This is a genomic window from Streptomyces sp. NPDC005574 (assembly GCF_040605435.1).
In the GTDB taxonomy this organism is placed as follows: Bacteria; Actinomycetota; Actinomycetes; order Streptomycetales; family Streptomycetaceae; genus Streptomyces.
In genome coordinates this window covers 127,268-148,773 of the sequence record NZ_JBEXCW010000012.1, presented here as the reverse complement: position 1 = coordinate 148,773, position 21,506 = coordinate 127,268, and the positions used below count along the sequence as shown (strand labels likewise).

General features: G+C 73.8%; 17 protein-coding genes and 3 tRNA genes. 8 read left to right on the top strand and 12 right to left on the bottom strand.

Annotation, left to right across the window (positions count from 1 at the left end; translation table 11 throughout):
* Positions 1–228: 228 nt before the first annotated feature.
* Positions 229–302 (bottom strand) — tRNA-Lys (locus ABZT03_RS11625).
* Positions 303–493: 191 nt separating this feature from the next.
* On the opposite strand from ABZT03_RS11625, the gene ABZT03_RS11620 reads away from it, so the two are divergent.
* The 5 genes from ABZT03_RS11620 (at position 494) to ABZT03_RS11600 (ending at position 6,339) form a co-directional block, all read left to right on the top strand.
* Positions 494–1,831, top strand: a complete 1,338-nt coding sequence (locus ABZT03_RS11620) for a peptidoglycan-binding protein (protein ID WP_356036954.1) — start codon at positions 494–496, stop codon at positions 1,829–1,831.
* 293 nt (positions 1,832–2,124) lie between these two features.
* Positions 2,125–3,270, top strand: a complete 1,146-nt coding sequence (locus ABZT03_RS11615; RefSeq protein WP_356036952.1) for an SPFH domain-containing protein — start codon at positions 2,125–2,127, stop codon at positions 3,268–3,270.
* A gap of 121 nt (positions 3,271–3,391) precedes the next feature.
* A complete protein-coding gene (locus ABZT03_RS11610) occupies positions 3,392–3,997 on the top strand; it encodes a lytic polysaccharide monooxygenase (RefSeq protein WP_356036949.1) in 606 nt (201 codons plus the stop codon).
* Between the two features lie 153 nt (positions 3,998–4,150).
* A complete protein-coding gene (locus tag ABZT03_RS11605) occupies positions 4,151–4,615 on the top strand; it encodes a hypothetical protein (protein ID WP_356036946.1) in 465 nt (154 codons plus the stop codon).
* 77 nt (positions 4,616–4,692) lie between these two features.
* Complete coding sequence (locus ABZT03_RS11600; RefSeq protein WP_356036943.1) at positions 4,693–6,339, top strand: AMP-binding protein; 1,647 nt, start codon at positions 4,693–4,695, stop codon at positions 6,337–6,339.
* 82 nt (positions 6,340–6,421) lie between these two features.
* Here ABZT03_RS11600 and ABZT03_RS11595 read toward each other — a convergent pair.
* From ABZT03_RS11595 to ABZT03_RS11585, 3 genes are all read right to left on the bottom strand, one after another.
* Positions 6,422–6,495: transfer RNA gene (locus tag ABZT03_RS11595), tRNA-Lys, on the bottom strand.
* Between the two features lie 128 nt (positions 6,496–6,623).
* A complete protein-coding gene (locus ABZT03_RS11590; RefSeq protein ID WP_356036941.1) occupies positions 6,624–7,382 on the bottom strand; it encodes an IclR family transcriptional regulator C-terminal domain-containing protein in 759 nt (252 codons plus the stop codon).
* A gap of 628 nt (positions 7,383–8,010) precedes the next feature.
* Positions 8,011–8,970, bottom strand: a complete 960-nt coding sequence (locus ABZT03_RS11585) for a D-2-hydroxyacid dehydrogenase (RefSeq protein ID WP_356036938.1) — start codon at positions 8,968–8,970, stop codon at positions 8,011–8,013.
* A 323-nt stretch (positions 8,971–9,293) separates the two neighbouring features.
* Here ABZT03_RS11585 and ABZT03_RS11580 point away from each other — a divergent pair, with 323 nt between their 5' ends.
* Positions 9,294–10,025 (top strand): decarboxylase, encoded by a 732-nt coding sequence (locus ABZT03_RS11580; protein WP_356036935.1) that lies wholly within the window; start codon positions 9,294–9,296, stop codon positions 10,023–10,025.
* Between the two features lie 175 nt (positions 10,026–10,200).
* Positions 10,201–11,289: an LLM class flavin-dependent oxidoreductase gene (locus ABZT03_RS11575; protein WP_356036932.1), complete on the top strand. Its 1,089-nt coding sequence runs from the start codon at positions 10,201–10,203 to the stop codon at positions 11,287–11,289.
* A 12-nt stretch (positions 11,290–11,301) separates the two neighbouring features.
* Here ABZT03_RS11575 and ABZT03_RS11570 read toward each other — a convergent pair whose 3' ends face one another.
* Positions 11,302–13,155 (bottom strand): EAL domain-containing protein, encoded by a 1,854-nt coding sequence (locus ABZT03_RS11570; protein WP_356036929.1) that lies wholly within the window; start codon positions 13,153–13,155, stop codon positions 11,302–11,304.
* A 327-nt stretch (positions 13,156–13,482) separates the two neighbouring features.
* Here ABZT03_RS11570 and ABZT03_RS11565 point away from each other — a divergent pair, with 327 nt between their 5' ends.
* A complete protein-coding gene (locus ABZT03_RS11565; RefSeq protein ID WP_356036927.1) occupies positions 13,483–14,847 on the top strand; it encodes a M6 family metalloprotease domain-containing protein in 1,365 nt (454 codons plus the stop codon).
* Between the two features lie 72 nt (positions 14,848–14,919).
* Here the strand turns inward: ABZT03_RS11565 and ABZT03_RS11560 are convergent.
* The 7 genes from ABZT03_RS11560 to ABZT03_RS11530 all read right to left on the bottom strand — a co-directional run bounded on the left by ABZT03_RS11560 (position 14,920) and on the right by ABZT03_RS11530 (position 21,471).
* A tRNA-Lys gene (locus tag ABZT03_RS11560) sits at positions 14,920–14,993 on the bottom strand.
* On the bottom strand, positions 14,984–15,601 hold the full coding sequence (locus tag ABZT03_RS11555) for a bifunctional DNA primase/polymerase (protein ID WP_356036924.1): 618 nt from the start codon (positions 15,599–15,601) through the stop codon (positions 14,984–14,986). The genes ABZT03_RS11560 and ABZT03_RS11555 overlap by 10 nt, the downstream gene beginning before the upstream one ends.
* 239 nt (positions 15,602–15,840) lie before the next feature.
* Positions 15,841–16,209, bottom strand: a complete 369-nt coding sequence (locus tag ABZT03_RS11550; protein WP_356036921.1) for a hypothetical protein — start codon at positions 16,207–16,209, stop codon at positions 15,841–15,843.
* A 139-nt stretch (positions 16,210–16,348) separates the two neighbouring features.
* Positions 16,349–17,689 (bottom strand): AAA domain-containing protein, encoded by a 1,341-nt coding sequence (locus tag ABZT03_RS11545; RefSeq protein ID WP_356036918.1) that lies wholly within the window; start codon positions 17,687–17,689, stop codon positions 16,349–16,351.
* Complete coding sequence (locus ABZT03_RS11540; RefSeq protein ID WP_356036915.1) at positions 17,686–19,332, bottom strand: hypothetical protein; 1,647 nt, start codon at positions 19,330–19,332, stop codon at positions 17,686–17,688. The genes ABZT03_RS11545 and ABZT03_RS11540 overlap by 4 nt, the downstream gene beginning before the upstream one ends.
* Positions 19,323–20,621, bottom strand: coding sequence for a hypothetical protein (locus ABZT03_RS11535; RefSeq protein ID WP_356036912.1), 1,299 nt, complete (start codon positions 20,619–20,621; stop codon positions 19,323–19,325). Before ABZT03_RS11535 ends, ABZT03_RS11540 begins: the two co-directional genes overlap by 10 nt.
* The gene (locus ABZT03_RS11530; RefSeq protein ID WP_356036909.1) at positions 20,518–21,471 is read right to left on the bottom strand and encodes a phosphatase PAP2 family protein; all 954 of its coding nucleotides are present in this window, start codon (positions 21,469–21,471) and stop codon (positions 20,518–20,520) included. Before ABZT03_RS11530 ends, ABZT03_RS11535 begins: the two co-directional genes overlap by 104 nt.
* Between the last annotated feature and the right edge of the window lie 35 nt (positions 21,472–21,506).

The following is a 21,506-nucleotide window of genomic DNA, read 5'->3' as shown; positions in this document are numbered from 1 at the left end:
GGTTCTACGGCGTCCGTCATGATCGCAAGCTGCGAAACGCGGTGTTTACCGGTGATACGCGCTCATTGTTGCCCGCGTGCGGACCTTGTGGAGTCTTTGTGTTCAGACGGGCGGAGAAGTTACGGAAATGCCTTCTTCTGCCTTTTTCGCGCTCGTAACTGATCACCGCGTCGCGCCGCGCCGAAAAGCAGCAGGCCCCCCGCGTGAACGGGGGGCCTGCTCTGTCTGTGCGCCGCCAGGGACTCGAACCCCGGACCCGCTGATTAAGAGTCAGCTGCTCTAACCAACTGAGCTAGCGGCGCCTGCTGACCTGCACAACTCTACCCGACGTCCGCACGTGCTCCGAACCACCCGCCCCGGCGCCGGCCGGGCCGCCCCCGCCCGCTCGCCGTACATCATTCGGACCGTCAGCATGCGCGTGCGGACCACAGTTGGGAAACTGGCGAATGTGCACACTCGCGTACATTTCCACCCGGATCATGAGGGGCGTCGCATGGAGACTGCGGTATTCGAGGAAGTCGATCCCGCGAGCGACTGCGACTGCCCGGGCTGTGTCCACTGGCGGCGTGTGCTGCCGTACTCCCGCACCGGTCGCACCGGCGGCCACCCCGCGGCCCACCGGGCGGTGATCCTGGCGGCCGCCGCCGCGGCCTCCGCGGGCCTGGGCGTCGGCCAGGCGGCACCGGCCGTGGCCGCCCCGGTCACCACCGGCCGGGCGGCCGTCCCCGCGGACGACGGACCCGACACCCCGCAGGGCCACCAAGCCCCGTTGCACGGTCCGGCGGGTGCTCCGACGAGACCGGGCGGCGCGGTCAAGACGCCGGCGACCACCCGCGCGGAGATCATCGGGCGGGCCATGGCGTGGGTCGCGGCGAAGGTGCCGTACAGCTTGTCGGAGTACTGGTTCGACGGGTACCGGCAGGACTGCTCGGGCTACGTCTCGATGGCCTGGAACCTGCCGGGCAACGAGTGGACGGGCAGCCTCGGCCAGTACGGCGTGCGGATCGCCAAGGACGACCTGCAGCCCGGCGACATCCTGCTCTTCCACAACCTGGACAACCCGGAGGAGGGCTCCCACGTCGTCCTCTTCGGCGGCTGGACGGACTCCACCCGCACCTACTACACCGCCTACGAGCAGACCCGCCCCACCACCCGCCGACAGTCCACCCCCTACGCCTACTGGAGCCACTCCGACGACTACCTCGCCTACCGGTACAAGGGGCTCGAGGGCGGCACGGCGGGCGGGGCCCCGGACACCGCGACGCCCGACCCGAAACCGGGCCCCGGCAAGGCTGCGGCGCCCTACCCGGGAGCGGCCTACTTCGGGCCCGGCGCCCACAACAAGCACGTCACCGAACTCGGCCGGATGCTCGTCGGACGCGGTGCCGGGCCCTACTACACCTCGGGCCCCGGCCCGCGCTGGTCGGACGCCGACCGGCGGGCCACCCAGGCGTTCCAGCGGGCCCAGGGCTGGACGGGCGCGGACGCGGACGGGCTGCCGGGCACCCGCACCTGGAACCTGCTGGCCACCGGTACGGGCCGGAGCCTCGCGCCGGGAGCGGCCGGCCCCGCGGTGCCCTCCTCGCACGGGGTGCCCGGCTATCCGGGGCGGGCGATGTTCCGGCCCGGCGCGGTCAACGACCACGTCACCGATCTCGGCCGGCAACTCGTGAAGAAGGGCTTCGGCAAGTACTACACGACCGGCCCGGGACCCCGCTGGGGCGAGGCGGACCGGCGCAACGTCGAGGCGTTCCAGCGCGCCCAGGGCTGGCGAGGCGGCGCCGCGGACGGCCACCCGGGCCCGGAAACCTGGCGCCGCCTCTTCCTCTGACCGCCCCCCCCACCGGCGGCCGACGCGGGGAACGCGCGAAAGCCCCAGCCCCAACGTCCCCGCACGGGACATCCGGCCGGCTCAAGAAGGGGCGCGGGGAACTGCGCAAAGACCCCAGCCCCAACGGACCCGCACCGGACATCCGGCCGGCTCAAAAAGGGGCGCGGGGAACTGCGCGAACGACCGCAACCGCGACGGACCCGCACCCGAGACCCCACCTCACCTCACCTCACCCCACCTCACCGCAGGGCCCCGCACCGGACACCCGCGAACGCCGAAGGCTGGAGGCAGGAATGAGCACCACCACCCCCCACCCCCCCGAGTCCGAAGGACAGGCTCCCGCCACCCCTCCCGCCCAGGCGGACCCCCCACCCAGGACCGCCCGTCTCATCCAGAACGAGGCGACCACGGAGATCCCCGTCCACCTCCTGTTCCGCGACGAGCCGCTCCCCTCGACCGTGGCCCTCGCGCCCGCGGTCGTGGGGCGAAGGCAGGGCACGGGGGAGCAGCCCCGGCTGCGGCGACCGGCGGTCACGAAGGCGCGCCTGGTGCCGCAGGTCGATCCCGCGCTGGTGGAGCGCCCGGCGCGGGTGCTGCCCGGCGCGGTGGGGGTGCTCGCCGGCGTCTGCGGGCCGGCGGGCTGCGCGGTCACCTCGTGGTGGGCGGGCGAGCTGCCGTCCCTGGTGACGCGCGCGCTGCGGCTGCCGTCGTACGCCGGAGCGGGCCTGGGTCCGGCGCAGTGGGCGGCGTACGCGGGTGCCGTGGCGCTCGGCCTGTTCGGTTTCGGCGGGCTGGCCCGCGGCCGGACCGGACGCGCGTGGGTGCTCGGCCTGTTCGGCCGCTACCGGGGCACGGTCCGTCGCACCGGGTTGATGTGGGTGAACCCGCTGGTGCTGCGCCGCCGGGTCGACGTACGGCTGCGGCACTGGCGCAGTGAGCCGATGCCGGCGGTGGACGGGAACGGGGTCGCGCTGCGGGTGGTGGTCCTGGTGGTCTGGCGGGTGCGGGACACGGCGCGGGCGACACTGGGCGTCGACGACCACGAGACGTATCTGCGGGAGTGCGTGGAGGCGGCGCTCGTCCGGGTGCCGGTGGAGCTGCCGGGGACCGCGCGGGGGTCCGTCGACGCGGCCGGGGAGACGCTGACCAGGCTGGTCACGGCGGACGCGGCGCCGGTCGGGCTCGAGGTGTTCTCGGTGCAGCCGGTCCGGGTCGATTACGCCCCCGAGGTGGCCGCGGCGATGACCCGCCGACGTATCGCCGCGCTGGACGCGCAGCAGCGGGCGACGGTGCTCAGCTCGGTGGTCGACTCGGTCGAGGACACGGTGACCAGGCTGACCATGCGCGGGCTGGTCGAGCTCGACGACTACGAGCGCACGGCGCTGGTGAAGGACCTGACGGTGGCGTTCTGCTCGGGGCGGGGGGAAACGGCGTCCTGACGGCCCGCCGAACACGTCTCCCGATTGGTATGGACATGTTCAAGAGGCCGCAATAATCTGGGACTTGGTCTAGACCTGCACGGCTCACAGAACCTCCCCCACGTTCTCCAGGAGCGGCAGCATGCGCGAAAAGACCAGGTTGTATGCCGCCGTGGTGGGCCTCGCCACCGCCGGAGCCTTCGTGCTCTCCTCCGGTGGTGCCAGCAGCCACGGCTACACCGATCTCCCCATCAGCCGGCAGAAGCTCTGCCAGAACGGCACGGTGACCGACTGCGGTGACATCCAGTGGGAGCCGCAGAGCGTCGAGGGGCCGAAGGGCTTCCCGGCCGGCGGCCCGGCGGACGGCCGGATCTGCTCCGGCAACAACACCCGCTTCGCCCAGCTCGACAGCCCGAAGACACCCTCCGGTGGCGCCTGGCCGACCACCAGGGTGACGGGCGGTCAGAGCTACACCTTCCGCTGGCAGTTCACGGCGATGCACGCGACGACCGACTTCAAGTACTACGTCACCAGGCAGGGCTGGAACCAGAACCACAGTCTCGCCCGCTCCGACCTCAACACGACACCGTTCCTCACGGTGCCGTACAACGGGCAGCGCCCGCCCTCCACGCTCTCCCACAGCGGCACGCTGCCGACCGGGCTCAGCGGTCGTCATGTCGTCGTCGCCGTGTGGACGGTCGCGGACACCGGCAACGCGTTCTACGCCTGCTCCGACGTCACCTTCTGACCGTCGTCCGGCAGGGCCCGCGGACCGACGGCCCGGGCGCGCTCCACGGGCGCCCGGGCCATCGGCACAGTTCTGAGCCTTACTTGAGTCAGTCCGGCACCCCCGGCGGGTAAGTTCCCCTCACCGGACGCACCTGACCTCGGGGGAAGCTCAATGGACGTAATCTTCTATCTCTTGCCCGGTCTGATCATGGCCGGCGCCCTCTTCGCCGCGTACCGCGTGGTCCGCCGCTGGCTCCAGGTGCGCGGCGCCTGGAACAGCGGGCTCACCGCCGAGGGGCACTGTCTGCGGACCTTCACGACGACCTACGGCGGCGGCGGCGACACCTCCGTGCGCACCGCGCTGCACCACGTCTACGAGTTCACCGCGCGCGACGGCCGGGTGGTCCGGTTCGAGGAGGAGGACGGCCCGGCGACCGTGGTGGAGGGAGACTACGTGACGGTCTACTACACCGACGGCCGTGACGTGGTGGCCACGGCGCACGAGCCGAGGCGGGGCAAGCAGGCGGCGGCCACCTTCGGCATCCTGGCGTTCCTCGGCGTCATCGTCGTGTTCTGCGTGGGCTTCATGGTCCAGTACGCGGAGGTCTTCGGAACCTCGGACGCCTCCGGCTTCTGAGAGTCGCCGCCCGGACGGGGTGGAACGGGCGGCACGCCTCTCCCTATCTGACGGTACGTCAACTACCGTGCGCGCTCATGGAGTCCACGAGGCGTCGTACGACCGTCGCGGAGTTGGTCGGACAGGGGTGGGGCGACCACCGGCCGGGGTTGTGGTCGGAGGAGGGGACCCTCACCCGGCACCAGGTCACGGCCGGGGCGGCGGCCCGTGCCGCCCTGCTGGCGGACCTGCTGCCCCCGGACGCCGAACCGAACTTCGGCGTCCTCCTCGACAACACCCCCGAATTTCCCCTGTGGTTGAGCGCCGCCGCCCTCGCCGGGGCCGCGGTCGCCGGGATCAACCCCACCCGCCGGGGGCCCGAACTGGCCCGTGACATCCTGCACACCGAGTGCCGCGTCCTGGTCACCGAACCGGCCCACCTGCCGCTCCTCGCCCACCTCGAACTGCCGGGCGTACGCATGCTGGTGACCGGAACCGAGGAGTACGACGACCTCCTCGCCCCCTACGCTGGCGCCGAACCGGACGTCTCCCGGGCCGCGCCGGGCGACCGGCTGCTTCTCTACTTCACCTCCGGCTCCACCGGCGCCCCCAAGGCCGCGATCTGCACCCAGGGCCGCCTGGCCGCCGCCGGCCGCTCGCTCGCCGACCAGTTCGGGGTGCGCGCCGACGACGTGCACTACATCTGCATGCCGTTGTTCCACGGCAACGCGGTGATCGCCGACTGGGCGCCCGCTCTCACGGCGGGCGCCGGCATCGCGCTGCGGCGGCGCTTCTCGGCCTCACGTTTCCTGACGGACGTACGGGCCTACCGGGCGACGTACTTCACCTACGTGGGCCGGGCGGTGCAGTACATCCTGGCCACCGAGCCACGCCCCGACGACCGGGACCACCCGCTCCGCCTCGGCTTCGGCACCGAGGCGGGCGCGGTGGACGCGGCCGCCTTCCGGCGCCGGTTCGGGGTGCGGCTGGTGGAGGGGTACGGCTCCTCGGAGGGCGGGGCGGCGATCCAGTGGACGCCCGGCACACCGGCCGGCGCGGTCGGCCGGGCGACACCCGGCCTGGTGGTGCTCGACCCGGCGACCGGGGCGGAGTGCCCGCCCGCCGCGTTCGACGGGAGCGGGCGGCTGCTCAACGGCGACGAGGCCATCGGCGAGCTGGTGAACCGCGGCCCCAACCCCTTCGAGGGCTACTGGCGCAACCCCGAGGCGGACGCGGCCCGCCGCCGCGACGGCTGCTACTGGACCGGCGACCTCTTCTACCGGGACGCCGACGGCTACCTCCACTTCGCCGGCCGCGCCGACGACCGGCTGCGCGTCGACAGCGAGAACCTGGCTGCCGCGGTGATCGAGAACATCCTCGCCCGCTACGACGGCGCGGCCGCCGTCGCCGTCTACGCGGTGCCGGACCCGGTGGCCGGCGACCAGGTGATGGCGACGCTCGCCGGGACCTTCGCCCCGCTGGAGTTCGCCGAGTTCCTGCTCGCCCAGCCGGATCTGGGGACGAAGATGGCACCCCGGTTCGTCCGGGTCGTCGAGCGGATGCCGGTGACCGCCACGAACAAGATCCACCGCGCGGGCCTCCGGCGGGAGGGCTTCCGCTGCGCCGACCCGGTGTGGTGGCGGCCACCCGGGGAGTCCGCCTACCGGAGGCTGACCGGGCAGGACGCGGAGAAGCTGGTGACGCGGTACCGGGAACGGGGGCGCGAGGACCTGCTGGGCAGGTAGGCGACCCCTCGCGGCGGTGTCCCGGACACGACGAAGGCGGGCCCTCTCGCGTCACCCGCGACCGGACCCGCCCTCTTCACTGTGCGCCGCCAGGGACTCGAACCCCGGACCCGCTGATTAAGAGTCAGCTGCTCTAACCAACTGAGCTAGCGGCGCATGACCCTCGCCGTCCGCTTCACGCGGTCGGCGACGGAAAAATACTACCTGCTGTACGGGGGTGCCTCCGACCATTTCCCGAGGGGTCCCGGGGGGTGCCCCCGGGACCCCCGGGACCCCGTACGGCCCTAGATCGCCAGTGACAGGAGGACCGGTGCCGCGCTGCGGTTGAGGGCGTCGGCTGCCTGGCGCAGCCGGTGGGCGTGCTCGACCGGGAGGGACAGCGCCAGGCAGCCGACCGCGGAGCCGGCCGTGATCGGGACGGCCGCGCAGACCGTGCCGATCGCGTACTCCTGGAGGTCCAGGTGGGGCACGGTGGGCGGCTGGGACTCCAGGCGGGACAGCAGCAGCCGGTCGCTGGTGATGGTGCGCGAGGTGAGGCGCGCCATCTTGTGCCGGGAGAGGTGGTCGCGGCGGCCGTTGTGGTCGAGCTGGCCCAGGAGGCTCTTGCCGACCGCGGTGGCGTGGGCGGAGTGCCGGAAGTCGACCCACTCGTTGACCGAGGGGGCGGCGGGGCCGTCGGCGTACTGCGAGATGGTGACCTCTCCGTCGACGTACCGGCTGATGTAGACGGCGGCGCCGAGCGAGTCGCGCAGCCGGTCGAGGGTGGTCTGGAGCTTGTCGCGCAGCGCCGTGTCCCGGTCGTGCGCGGAACCCAGGCGGGTGAGGGCGTCGCCGGTGACGTACGCCCCGTCGGCGCCCTGCTCGACGTAGCGTTCCCGGCGCAGCATCCGCAGGAGCGCGGTCAGTCGCTCCGGGCTGAGGCCGGTGTGCCGGGCGAGGCCGGCGTCGGTGACTCCGGTGGTGTGCCGTGCCACGGTCTCCAGGACGCGCAGTGCGTCCTGGGCCGAGTGGTACGGCGCGGTCGGCTCGTGCTTCAGCGCCACGGTGTTTCCCCCTGCGCTCGCTTCTTGGGCCGTGATCCGGACAGCGGATCAGTTCCACGATAACGGCCAAAAGGCTGGTTCGGAGCGGGTGTTGACGAGATTCCGACCTCCTCAGCAGCGACGTCGGCACTCTGGCACATGCCAGGGTCATGACCCAGGCGACCGACCTCGCGTCTTGGCGCCTTCACTTCCTGTAGCCATGGGATCGCGATCCCGGAATTCCCGGCTGGCCGCGAGCCGCGAGCCGCGAGCCGCGAGCCGCGAGCCGTGAGCCGCGGGCCGTGAGCCGCGAGGTGCGGACCGGCGGCGGCCGGTGGGCCGGCCGCGCGGGTGGCCCCGGGTCCGCCCGGCGGGCTCCGGGCGGCTCGGTGCGCCGGGGAGTCGGCGCGTCGGCGTCGTGCCCCAGCGCCCCGCCCCACCGCCCCGCCCCAGGGCTCCGGTGGCCTACGGTCGTCGACCCGGCCGGTGGCGCCTGCTTCGGTCCGGCGCACCTCGGGGCGGCCTGCCGCACCCCCGGTCGGTTCGTGCCCCGCAGGCCGCCCGGCCGCCTGCAAACCTGTGTCGGCCTGTGCTCGCGGCCGCCGGGCCGGCTCCGCATCCAGGTCGGCCGGGGGCCGGCGGTGCCCGTTCAGCGCCCCCGTACGTAGCCGCGTTGTTTGTCGACCGTGTTCGGGAGGGGGCGGCCCGCCTCCCAACGGTCGTAGAAGTCGACGAACTGCGCGCCCAGTTCGTCTCGCCAGCCGACCGTGTCGCCACTCATGTGGGGGGACACCAGCAGGTTGGGGACCTGCCACAAAGGACTGTCGGGCGGCAGGGGTTCGGTGGCGAAGACGTCCAGCGCCGCGCCCGCGATCCAGCGCCGGGTGAGCGCGTCCACGAGCGCCTCCTCGACGACGAGCTGTCCCCGGCCCACGTTGACGAAGCGGGCCGAGGGCTGCATGACTCCGAACCGGTGCCGGTCGAACATGCCGCGGGTCGCCTCGGTGAGCGGCGCGGCGGCGATCACCCAGTCGGCGCGGGCCATCAGACGGTCCAGGTCCTCGGGGCCGTGGATGCCGGTGGCCGGGGCGCGTCCCACCAGGGCCGTCCGCAGGTCCAGCGCCCGGAGCGTGCGGGCGATCGCGCGCCCGACGGGGCCGGACCCGACGACGACCGCGCGGGTGCCGGCCACCCGCTGCGACTCGCGGTGGCGCCAGGTCCCCTCCCGCTGGAGGTCCCACGTCCTCGGCAGGTCCTTGGCCATCGCGAGGACCAGACCGGCGACGTACTCGGCGACGGGCTGGTCGAAGATGCCGCGCGCGTTGGTCACCACGGTGTCGGCGGCGGTCAGTTCCGGGCACAGCAGGTGGTCGACGCCCGCGCTCGCCGTGTGCACCCAGCGCGGCCGGCGGCCCTCGCCGGGCCAGGCCGCGCGGACGGCGTGCGAGGTGAAGTCCCACACGAGCAGCACGTCCGCCCGTGGCAGCCGGGCGGCCAGTGTCGACTCGTCGGCGTGCTCGATCCGGGCCCGGCCGGTGAGCCGGCCGAGGCGGGGGAGCGGGTCGGCGTCCAGGACGAGAACCGTGGGGAGGGGAGCGGGATCGGCCATACGGAACCGTATCTCCAGGTGGCGGGCCCTCTGGCGGGCGGCGCGGAGCGACCACGTTGGCACCCGGACCTCCGGCCGTCAACACACGCGTGCGTACGTTCCGTTGCCCACCGGCTGCCCACCGTGAGCCCAGGGGCCGAGTACCGGGGCTGTCGGACGCCGGCCCCGACAGGACACCGGGAAGGGGGCGCGGCGCCGCGCCGACTGGGTACCCGAGTCGTGGGGCCGTGCCGGGCGCCGCTCGATCCGGCGTCGCGACCCGGCCCCGTACTGCCGGAAGTGCCAGAAGTGCCGGACGAAGAACAGCAGCGGGAAGGCTGGACATGACAGCACTCGGACTCCTCTACCCGGGCCACGCCGCGGAGGACGACTACCAGCGCATCGAACAGCTCCTGGCCAGCGACATCCGGATGGACGTGGTCCACACCGACCTGGGTGAGGACGCGCTCGGGGTGGACGCGCTGCGCGAGACGGGGGCACCACAGCGGCTGGCGGCGGGCGTCGAGCGACTGCGGATGTCGGGCGCCGAGGCCGTCGTGTGGGCCAGTACGAGCGGCAGCTTCGTCCACGGCTGGGAGGGCGCGCAGGACCAGGTGCGCGCCCTCGCCCTGGCGGCCGGCCTGCCCGCCTCCTCCACCGCGCTCGGCTTCGTGCACGCGGCGCGGGAGCTCGGGGCGCGGCGGGTCGCGGTCGGGGCGACCTACCCCGACGACGTGTCGGCCCTGTTCGCGGAGTTCCTGCGGGCGGGCGGAGTCGAGGCGGTCTCCGTGCACGGCGCCGGGACCTCCTCCGCGGCGCGGGCCGGGGCATGGGGCGAGGCCGAGCTGTTCGCGCTGGCGCGGGCCGCCGACCGTGAGGACGCGGAGGCGGTCCTCCTCCCGGACGCGGCCCTGCACACGGCGGCCCACCTCCCCGCCCTGGAGAAGGAGGTGGGCAAGCCGGTCCTCACCGCGAACCAGGTCACGGTGTGGGAGGGGCTGCGCCTGGCGGACCGGCGGGTGAACGCGCCGGCGATGGGCGCGCTGTTCACCCGCGAACCGCTCGTGCAGGCGTGAGACCCGCCGGGGCCCGGAGCGCGAACTCCGGGCCCCGGTGGGCTCGGCCCGGTGGGCTCGCGGAGGCGGCCCCCCGGCACCGCACGCCGCCGTCCCGCTCCCGGGAATAAAGCGGAGTCACCCTCCTGTTAAGCGGCGAGGACCGCACACGCCCGAGCAGCAGGAGGCATCCACCGTGACCGCAGACGAGATCCGGGGCACCGCCCACGGCAGCGCCCCCACCCCCCTCTCCGTCCTGGACCTGGTCACCGTCGGCGCGGGCCGCACCGCCGGCGACGCCCTCCGCACCAGCGTCGCGCTGTCCCGCCTCGCGGAGTCCCGCGGCTTCCACCGCTACTGGGTCGCCGAGCACCATTCCATGCCGGGTGTCGCCTCCTCCTCCCCGGCCGTGATCCTGGCCCACCTCGCCGCCCACACCGACCGCATCCGCCTCGGCTCCGGCGGCGTCATGCTGCCCAACCACGCGCCGCTCGTCATCGCCGAGCAGTTCGGCACCCTGGAGGCCATGGCCCCGGGCCGCGTCGACCTCGGCCTCGGCCGCGCCCCCGGCACCGACGGCGCCACCGCCGCCGCCCTGCGCCGCTCCGAGCGCCTGGACGAGCAGGCCGACGACTTCCCGCAGCAGCTCGCGGAACTCGTCCGCTTCCTGGACGACGACTTCCCCGACGGCCACCCCTACCGCCGTGTCCACGCCGTCCCCGGCCCTATCCAGGCGACCTCGCCCGGCGGTGTCCAGTCCCCGCACCGGCCGCCCGTCTGGCTGCTCGGCTCCTCCGGTTTCAGCGCCCGCCTCGCCGGAGTCCTCGGCCTGCCGTTCGCCTTCGCGCACCACTTCTCCGCGCAGAACACCGTCCCGGCCCTGGACCTGTACCGGGAGTCGTTCAAGCCGTCCGCCGTCCTCGACGAGCCGTACGCCCTCATCGGGGTCTCCGCGCTCGCCACCGAGGACGAGCGGGAGGCTCGCCGCCAGGTCCTCGCCGCCTCCCTGAACATGGTCCGCCTGCGCACCGGCCGGCCGGGCCTGGTCCCCACGCCTGAAGAGGCCGAGGCGTACGAATTCAGCCCGATGGAGCGGGAGTTCATCAACTCCTGGAACGCCAACGTCGTCCACGGCACCCCCGACGAGGTGCGCTCCGGCCTCGACGACCTGCACAAGCGCACGGGTGCCGACGAGTTGATGATCACCTCCCACGCGCACGACGGCGACCTGCGGCTGCGCTCGTACGAACTGATCGCGGACGCCTACGGCCTGCCCGCCCTCTGAGCCCGCCGGGGGTCAGACCTGCGGGCAGGCCCGCACGCCCAGCAGTCCGGAGATACGATCCGGCGGCACCGGTCGCGAGTACAGCCACCCCTGACCGGTGTCGCAGCCGATCCGGCGCAGCCGTGAGGCCTGCGCCGACGTCTCCACGCACTCCGCGGTCACCGTCAGCCCCAGCCGGTGGGCCAGCTGGATCATCGCCTCGACGATGACCTCGTCGGCCGGGTTCGGCGCGACACCCGACCCCTCGTACTGGAAACCCCGGACGAAGGACCCGTCCAACTTCAGTACGGACACCGGCAGTCGGCTGAGGTAGGCGAGGTTCGAGTAGCCGGTGCCGAAGTCGTCGATCGCGATCCGCACGCCCATGTCGCTGAGTGCCTGAAGCGCCTGCAACGGCCGGCCCGCCGAGCCCATCACCGCGGACTCCGTCAGCTCCAGTTGCAGCAGATGCGGCGCGAGGCCCGTCTCCTCCAGGATCTCCGCCACGTCCGCGACCAGGTCGGAGTCCCACACCTGGCGGACCGCCACGTTCACGCTGACGAAGATCGGCGGCTCGTCGGGGTGGTCCACCTGCCAACTGCGGGCCTGGCGACAGGCGGTGGCCAGGACCCAGCGGCCCAGCGGCACGATCGAGCCGTCCTCCTCGGCCAGTGCGATGAACCGATTCGGCGTCAGCATCCCGAACTGCGGGTGCCGCCAGCGCACCAGCGCCTCCACCCCGCGCAGCCGGCCGTCCTCCATGCCCACGAGCGGCTGGTACTCCAGGGCGAACTCGCCGCGCTCGATGGCCGGTCGGAGCGTGGAGACCAGCGCCTGACGGGTCATACGGTGGGCGTTGCGCTCCGGATCGAACAGCGTCCAGCGGGACTTGCCGTCGGCCTTCGCCCAGTACAGCGTCGTGTCGGCGGCCTGCATCAGACCCGTGGCGCTGGTGCCGGCCGCGTGCCGTTCCACCACCCCGATCGACGCCGACAACGACAGCCGCTGCCCGGCGATGTCGAACGGCGCCTGGAGCGACCTCAGTACGGCGTCGGCGAGGTCGGCGAGCTGCTCGGTGCCCGTCGAGTCCTCGACCAGCAGGGCGAACTCGTCGCCGCCCAGCCGGGCGACCAGCGGGGCGCTCGTGCGGGCGTGGCCCGCCTCGTCGGCGCAGCGGGTGAGGCGTTCGGCCACGGCGGCCAGCAGCCGGTCGCCGACCCGGTGCCCGAGCGTGTCGTTGACGGCCTTGAACCCGTCCAGGTCCAGGTAGCAGAGCCCGATGCGGCCGGTGCCGCTCTCCTCGTACGACTCCGCCTCCAGGGCGGCCGAGAGGCGCTCGAAGAACAGGGTGCGGTTGGGCAGTCGCGTCACCGGGTCGTGCATCTGCAAGTGCCGTAGCCGCGCCTGGAGTTCACGGCGGCCGCTGATGTCGGCGACGGACAGCAGGACGCCCTGCTCCTCGTCCGGCAGGGGGGCCACGGTGACCTGCACCCACAGGGAGTGCCCGTCGGGATGCTTGAGCCGGCGGGTGCAGCGCAGTTTGGCCTGGCGGCCGCGCAGCATCTCGCGGTAGGCGTGCCAGGTGCGGGCGTCGGAGGCCAGGTCGACCAGGTCGGCGGCCACGCACCCGGTGAGGGTGTCCGCGCCGGTGCCGAGCAGGGTGCCGAAGGCGGTGTTGGCGCTGACCACCAGGCCGTCCCGGCCGACCACCGCCATCGCCAGCGGGGCGGCGGAGAAGGCCGACCGGAAGCGCGCCGGTGAGGCCGGTGCGGCGGAGGGCGCCGGTGGGGCGGACTCCGTACCTGATGGTGGCTCTACGTGACTCTCTGTGACGGCCGGCCGGATGAGGTCTGCCGCGGGCGTCGGCCCTTCGGACGTTCCGCTCACCGCTCACTCCCGCAGTGCACTCGGTCTTCGGATGGATCTCGTCGGGTTGGCCGGCCGGGTGGGGGATCGGCCGCCCGGGCCGTGTCCGTGCAGGAAAGCTCAGGAAAGTGTGCCGATCATAGAGGTTGGCCCCCGGGCCTTCCAGCCACTGTCCAGTGTCGCCGAAGCGGCGGCCGTTCTGACAGATCGTTTCTGCCCGCAGCTGGACGGGTTCTTCGGCCCTCCGACCAGTTGTGACGTTCCGTGAGCGTTTCGGGGGTGTCGTTTCCGACGGTCAGGGCGTCCTCTCACTCTTCTGGTGCAGACAAACAGGACGTAGTACTACAAATGCACACAGGCTGGGTGGCGGTGTCCCGCGAACCGCTCCCGGAGGTCCACGTGCCGCGTCAGCTCCCTCTCAGGGCTCTCACCCGTGAGGCCGTCGAGCGGTTGGGCCGAGTGGGTGCCCGGCCCCGACTGCGCAGCACCGCGGCCGTGTTCACCACCATGTCGGCGCTGGCCGCCACCTCGATCCTGACCGGCCCGTCGGTCGCCGAGCCGTTCGCCTCGTCACCGTGCGCCCTGCGGCGGACGACCGCCCACCACTCGGAGGGGCTGGACACCTGGAACGCGGCCTATCCGCGGCCGGCCCGCGCCCTGGACGCGGTGATGGTCTTCCTGTCCTTCCCGGACGCGGCCCCGCGCACCACCCCCGCCGAACTGGCCGCCGACCACTTCCCGGCCACCAGCCGCTTCTTCGCCCACGCCTCCTACGGCAAGTTCACCCTGCGCCCGCACCCGCAGCGGCGGTGGATCCGGATGCCCCGGCCCTCGACCTCGTACGCCATACGGCGGGACTGGAGCCCCGTCCACCGGGCCGCCTACCTGCGCGACGCGCTCGCCGCGGCCGACCCGTACGTCGACTTCTCGCGCTACGAGGTCGTCTACTTCGTCGCCGACCCGGACGCGCCCGGCGTGGACTCGGACGCCACGAAGGTGGTGAACCTGGACACCCCGCTGCAGGCGGACGGCACGGACATCCGGCGGGTCGTCACGGTGTTCGAGAAGCACCCGCCGGACCGGCTCGTGCTGGCCCACGAGACCGGGCACGTCTTCGACCTGCCCGACCTGTACCACCGGCCGGTGGACGGCAAGGGCGACTGGGACACCTACGTCGGCGACTGGGACCTGATGGGCAGCCAGTTCGGCCTGGCACCCGACCTGTTCGCCTGGCACAAGTGGAGACTGGGCTGGCTGGAACCCCGTCAGGTCGCCTGTGTACGGGGACCCGGCCCCACGCTGCTGACGCTGGAACCGCTGGGCGAGCGGCCCGGCGTCCCGGTCGTGGGCACCGCCGGGGCGCCGGCCTTCGGCCCGGGGCGCGGCCTCAAACTCGCGGTGGTGCGGACCGGCCCCGACAGTGTCCTCGCCTTCGAGGCGCGCGGGCCGGTGGGCGACGACGCAGCCGCCTGCCGGCCGGGCATCCTCGTCTACCGGGTGCGCGCCGGGGAGGACTCCGGCGGCGGACCGGTCCAGGTGATCGATGCCCACCCGCGCACCGAGGCGTGCTGGGAGAACTCCGTCTACCCGCCGCTCGCGGACGCGCCCGTCGCGCTCGGCGAGACCTTCACCGTGCCGGGCGACGGTGTCCGCGTGACGGTGGCGGGCCGGACGCCCTCGGGAGCGTGGACGGTGAGCATCACACCCCGCTGAGACACGACCGCGCGACAACGCGGAAGGCGGGGACGGTTCGCGTTACCGCGAACCGTCCCCGCCTTCGTCATGTGCGCCGCCAGGGACTCGAACCCCGGACCCGCTGATTAAGAGTCAGCTGCTCTAACCAACTGAGCTAGCGGCGCCTGCTGACGTCGTAGACCTTAGCATCCTGATCGGCGGGAGGAAAAATCGAAATCCGCACCGCCGCGCGGGCCGCCCCGACGGCCGCCCACAGCAGGATCTCCGGGCCCGGCAGCCAGGGACGACACGTGTCCGGGGCCACCAGCCAGCGGCCGTCGAGCCGGGTCCGGGAGCCGGTGGCGACCAGGGGCGGCGGCACGGTCACCGCGTCGCCGGTGCCGTGGCACAGCAGGGCCGGGATCGCGCCCGTGCGGGCGGACTCACCGTCCGGGGTGCCCCACTCCTCCCAGCGCATCAGGGACGGCAGCCGCTGCGCCGTGCCCGGCGCGGCGAACAGCAGCATCCGCCCCCGGTCCACCGCGACCGGCCCCGACCCCGGGCCCTCGCCCCACAGCCGGTCGACCATGCGGCGCCCGAACACCACGGGCGCGCTGACCACGTCGAAGACCGCGCCGCAGGGGAGCACGACCGGCGCCTCCGGCCGTTCCGCCCACAGCGACAGCGTGCTGCGGGGATGGGTTCCCGCCGACGCGAGCCAGGCGGCACCGTCCGGGGTGACCCCCGAGGTGTCGGAGCGGTCGGCGAACGACTCGACGCGTGTGCGGCTCATGCCGACAACATCTACCGGCAGTGAGCACACGGTTCCCGAGGGTTGCGGGAAACCGGGACAGGGGAGGGTGGAAGGGAGTATCTTGCCCGCCTGGCATATGCCATATGGGGATTGCCCGAGGGGTCGGACTCCCGGCGGCCCGGTAGGGGCAAACCCGCTGCGGGCTTTCCCGGTGCGGGTACGGGCTTGTGCGGCACGGGGGTTATCCCGGTACGGGTGCGGCGCCCGCAGTCCTGGGCTCACACGGGGTCGACGTGCCCCGTGCCCTCGACGGCGCCGCTCAGCAGATCCCGGCCGAACTCGACCATCCGCTTCGCGTAGTCCTCGGTCCACTCGGCCCGCTCGGCGATGTCCGCCGGGGTCAGCCGGTCGAAACGGCGGGGGTCCGCCAGCTGCGCCGCGGCGATCGCCTGGAACTCGACCGCGCGGTCGGTCGCCGCGCGGAAGGCGTGTGTCAGCTCCGTCGCCCGGGTCAGCAGCGCCCGCGGGTCGTCGATCGACTCCAGGTCGAAGAAGTGCTCCGGGTCGTCGGCCACCTGGGTGGGCTCGAAGAGCAGGGGCGCGGGGCGTAGCCGCGGTTCGTTCCGACGCGGCGTGGGCTCCGCCATGTCTTCTCCTCCTCGTGTGTTGCCGGTGGCCCGTCTGCGGAGCGGACCACCGTCCATTGTCCCGCGTCCGCGCAAGGGCACCCGGGACGCTCCGGCACTCTCAAGCCCGCGGGCCCCCGGAATTGTTCCCCGGCCGGGGTCAGGGCCGCCACACCACCCGGTGCTCCGCCAGCCTGGCCAGCACGGAGTGGTTGGCCTCCCAGCCGTCCGGGAACTTCACGACCGTGCCCAGCTGCACCGGCTCGGTCGACGGATAGTCGTCCAGCAGCTCGCTCACCCCGGCCCGGCACACCACGATGCACGCGTGCCGGTGGCGGGAGGCCAGGACACACAGCCGGCCCGTCTCCAGGTGGAAGGCGGTGGCGTCGGGGCGGCCGGAGAGGGGATGCAGGACGACCGTGACGTCGTACTCGCGGCCCTGGAGGCGGTTGGCGGTGTCCACGGTGACGTCGGCGACACCGAGTTCGGCCAGGGCCGCCCGGACCGCCGCGGCCTGGTCCCGGTGCGCGGTGCCGACCGCGATCCGGCCTGCGGTCAGGGGAGCGGGGTCGGTGGAGCGTTCCGAGGTGGCCGCGCCACCCCTCTCCAGCAGGCGCCGTACGACCGTCGCCACCGCCCGGACCGCCTCCGGGTCGGTCCGCGGGGTGTGCCGCGCGGGCAGTTCCAGCAGGCCCCAGCCCGCCTCGGCGGCCTCGTCGATCACGCGGTCGGGGCCGGAGCCGTCCGAGGGGACGGCGAAGGCGAGCCGCCGGTCGTCGTGGGAGGTGCCGCTGCGGAACGGCGTGTACGGGTAGAAGGCGTCCGAGACCAGGGGCGCCGCCGACGCGGGCAGGCGCCAGGACACCGGCAGCCGGTGCTGCGGCAGCTCGGGGTTGTGCGCCAGCAGGGTGGTCACGGCGGAGGCCGAGGGGTCGTACGACAGGCCCGCCCACTGCTCGGCGCCGACGATCGAGAACGGGTCCAGCTGGCCCGGGTCGCCCACGAACAGGGCGTGTTCGAACAGACCGGCGACGGCGAGCAGGGCGTCCGAGCGCATCTGGTACGCCTCGTCGACGATCGCGTGCCGCCACGGCTCGTCGACCTTGACGTGCGCCCACTTCGCGGCCGTGGAGACGACAACCGGGAGCCCGGCGAGGTCGGCCGCCTTGGCCGAGGCACGGACCGCGGGCAGCGTGTCGAGCACCTTGTCGTAGGCGTCGGCGTCGCTGCTGTGCAGGCGGCCCACCGGCAGGTCGGGACTCTTCTCGGCGAGGCGGACGACCAGGTCGTCGACCTGGGCGTTGGTCTGGGCGACGACCATCAACGGGCGCCCCGCCTCGGCGAGTTCCAGAGCGGCGCGCACCACGAGCGTGGACTTCCCGGCGCCCGGCGGGGAGTCCACCACCACGCCCCGGTGGGCGCCGTGCAGGGTGTCGCGGAGGATCGCGTCGGTGGCCCGGCCGGCCTCCGTCCCGGGATCGAAAGCGGTCCGGGCGGTCACAGGACGTCCTCCGGGGTCGGCGGGTCGGCGGGTTCCGGTACGGCCGCGGCCTCGCCCGGCGGGCCGCCGTGCGTCCACGGGGTCTGCTCCGGGTCGGGCAGCTTCGCCCCGCCGCGCTGCTCGTGCTCGAAGAGCGTGAAGCAGACCGGGTCGCCCTTCTCGGGCACCGACCCCGTCTCGGGCTCCTTGCCGCGGCCCATCTTGTCGACGATCCGCAGCACCAGGAGGACCGTGTCGTCGGCCCGCTCCCCGGGACCGCCGGGTCCTTCCCCGGTGCCCTCCGCGGGCTCCAGGCCGACGAACTCGGCCGCCTGCGGCTTGCCGCCCAGCGAGCGGAACACCTTGGCGCGCTCGGCGAGGTGCGGCCGGTCCTGCGTGCGCACGGTCACCAGCGGGCGCGGGCTGGGCCGCTTGCTCTCGCTGTACGCCATGACGACATCGGTGACCTCCCCCGCGAACGCCTCCCCGGCCAGCCGCCGCCCGGCCATCACCAGCGGATCGTCCAGCGCCTCCTGGGCCTCCAGTCGGGCCTGCTCGCGCTCGCGCGTGGCCAGCTTGTTCGCCGCGGTGACCGCGTCGTCGCGGCGCGGCTGCGGCGGCTCCCCGGCGACGACCCGGTCGCGGTGGCCGGTGAACGACCAGCGGTCGCGCGTCCACCGCTCCTCGACGTGCGCCCCCTGCGGCAGCTCCCGCAGCAGGTCGAGGCCGTGCCAGACCGCGTCCCAGGTGGGCCGGGTACGGCTTTCGACCAGGTCGCGGATCGCGCGCTCGGCGGCGGTCAGCGCGCCGAACCGGTCGTCCGCCTCCAGACCGTCCTCGGCGGCGGCCAGCGCGGTGCGGGCACGGTCGTAGCGCTCGATGGCGGGGGCGAGCAGCCTGTTGTCGAACGCCGGGTCGGTGGCGGGCCCCGCGGGCGGGCACAGCAACTGGCCCCGCGCGTCCCGGGCCAGCTCGGCCTCGCGGGCGGCCTCCGCGCCCGACCGTCCCTCCGGCGGGTCGATCCAGGCGAGCAGCGCGCCCAGGTGCTGGTCCTCCAGCGTGGACTGGCCCGTCGCCCAGTGCCGCGACAGCAGGTCCGTCATGGCCACGAGCAGCGAAGAGCCGGGCACCCGGGCCCGCTCCCCGAAGTGGGTCAGCCACCGGCCCAGCAACGGCACGCGGGGCGGCGCGGGATGCGGCGCCTCCGGGTCCTCGTCCGCCGTACGCCGGAAGCGCGTGGAGCGTCCGAGCAGGCGGACCAGCTCGATGCCCGCGCGGCTCGGAAGAATCAACTGGGGTGCGTCCGCGCAGAGTTCGACCTCGACCTTGACCCTCTTGCCGGTCTCCGGATCCGTCTCGCTGCGCTCGGCGGCCTCGACGACACCGGCGTAGGCGTCGACATGGGGCAGGACGACGTCGGCCAGCTCGGCCAGGAACGCGAACCGCAGGTCGCGGTCGCGCGGCTGCGGTACGACCAGCAGGTGCGGCGCGTCCCGGTCGGTGCCGACCAGCGCGCCCAGCGGGGCGCCCGCCTCACCGGCGGTGATGAGCGGCACGAGGACCAGGGGCCGGTCGGACAGACGGCGGTGCCGGACGGTGGCGGCGGGCTGGGCGCGGCCCGTGCTGACGGCCTCGAGACGGGCCAGGGTGGAGATCAGCGACATCCGGCGGCCTCCTTGCCGAGCACGGCCGACTGGTCCGCACGCGCGCGGTGACCGCCGACTCCGCAGTCCGCGAGGGGCTGTGGCCCGCCGAGGGCCTCCGCCCGGAGCCTGGCCGCCCGGCGCAGGGCGGCCACCGCCGGATCGTCCGGGTCGCCCGCCTCGCCGCGGGCCGCCGCCAGGACGTCCTCGACGGTGGTCAGGCCGCCCAGTTCCGCGCGGACCGGACGGCCGAGCGTGGTGACCGCGCCGGCCGCGCGGGAGCGCTCGCGGCAGTGGAAGGCGAGCTCGCACGCGGACAGGCACTCGGGCGCGTAGGTGGCCGGGACCGACTCGACGGCCGCGGTCAGTTCGGCGGCGGGCAGGCCGGGGGCGAAGCAGGTGCCCTCGGGGAGCAGGTCGGCGATGTCCTGGATGCGGGTGAGGCGGGCCAGCTGCCGGCCGGTGACCGCGCGCTGCTTGCGCACGTCGACGGCGGACGCGGTGGCCAGGTTGGAGAAGTCCTTGGGGCAGACCAGCAGGACGCGATGGCGCACGCGCGGGGCGACGCCTTCCCCCGCCTCCTCGCCGCCGGCGGGTCCGGCCGGTGCCGCGCCGAGGCGGGCGGCGGCCTCCTCCAGCGCGAGCACGTACACCGCGGCCTGCCGGGCGGCCGCGCCGACCTTCGAGGGGTCCGCCGACCCGTCCAGCATCGGGAAGGACTTGATCTCCACGACCGTCCAGCTGCCGTCCGGGTGCACCACCACCGCGTCCGGTTCGAGGAAGGCGGGGGAGCCGGCCACGTCGAGGGCGAGCATCGGGTGGTCGAGCAGGGTCCAGCCGCCGGACCGGGTCGCCTCGCGCAGCGCCAGCGCCGTACGCGCGCTGCGGCCCTCGGGGCCGATCGCGGCGAGGTCGGGCACCTCCGCCTCCACCGGGGGCGGCGCGCCCGGGTCGAGCCGCTCGTGCACCAGCCGCAGCAGCTCGGCGCCGCCGTCCGCCTTGACCCGTGCCTCGAAGGCGTTGCCCCGGGTGAGGGCGAACTGCGACTGTCCGAAGGCGGACGGCGAACCGAGCGCGCTGGCCAGATCCGCCTTGTCGACCCCGGCGCCGTCGAGGATGGCGCGCCGGTTGCAGCCCGGGTTCGCCGCCAGGGCCGCGAGGGCGCGGGCGTCCAGCGCCTTGGCCGGTACGTCGGGACCGCGCAGGTCAGCGAGCCGCTGCCGGAGCCTCGTCCCCCGCGTCCGTGGGAGAGGGACCCGGCTCGGCTCCGGAACCGATCCGTGACTCGCGCTGCCGTGGAATTCGCTCACTCGCGGAAGTCTGGCATCCGGCACTGACAATCGGGGCCACCGTGTCGTGTGAGCTCGCCGCGACCAGTGAGCCGCCGGTCTCGAACCGCGTCCTGACCCGGGCGGCGCCCCGCAGCACGTACGGCGCGAGCAGCAGGCCGACCCCCATGGCCGCCGCGCCCGCGACCGCGTCGAGGAAGTAGTGGTTCGCGGTGCCCATCACCACGACCGTGGTCAGCAGCGGGTAGGCGACGCCCAGGACCTTCGTGGTACGTGTCCCGCCGTAGCGCCACAGCATGACCCCGCACCACAGGGCCCAGCCCACGTGCAGGCTGGGCATGGCCGCGTACTGGTTCGTCATGCCGCCCATGCCGCGCGGCGCGCTGGCCTCGCCGCCCCACCAGCCGTACGAGCTGTACTGGGCCATCGTGTCGACGAACCCGTGGCCCGCGGAGAGCAGACGCGGCGGGCAGGTCGGCAGCAGCGTGAAGCCGATCAGGCCGATGAACGTCGACGTCATCAGCCAGGTGCGGGCCGTGCGGTAGTGCGCGGCACGCGAGCGGAACAGCCAGACCAGGATCGCGGGCGTGACGAGGTAGTGCAGCGAGGCGTACCAGAAGTCGGCCGGCACGCCGAGCCAGCTCTCCCGCGTGAACAGGCGGTTGAGCGGGTGCTCGGCGTTGAGGTGCAGGACCTTCTCGACCCGCAGGATGGTCAGCCCGTGGTCGACGGCACTGGTCACGTCCCCGCGCGCGAGGAGCCGGCCGGCCGAGTAGCAGGCGTAGACGAGGACGATCAGCGGCAGTTCGGTCCACCAGCGCAGGGGGGGTCGTGGGCCTGCCTCGATGCCCGGTGTCTCGGTCTGCGGCATCCGATCGCCCTCCCCCTTCGTCCCTGCGGCCTCCG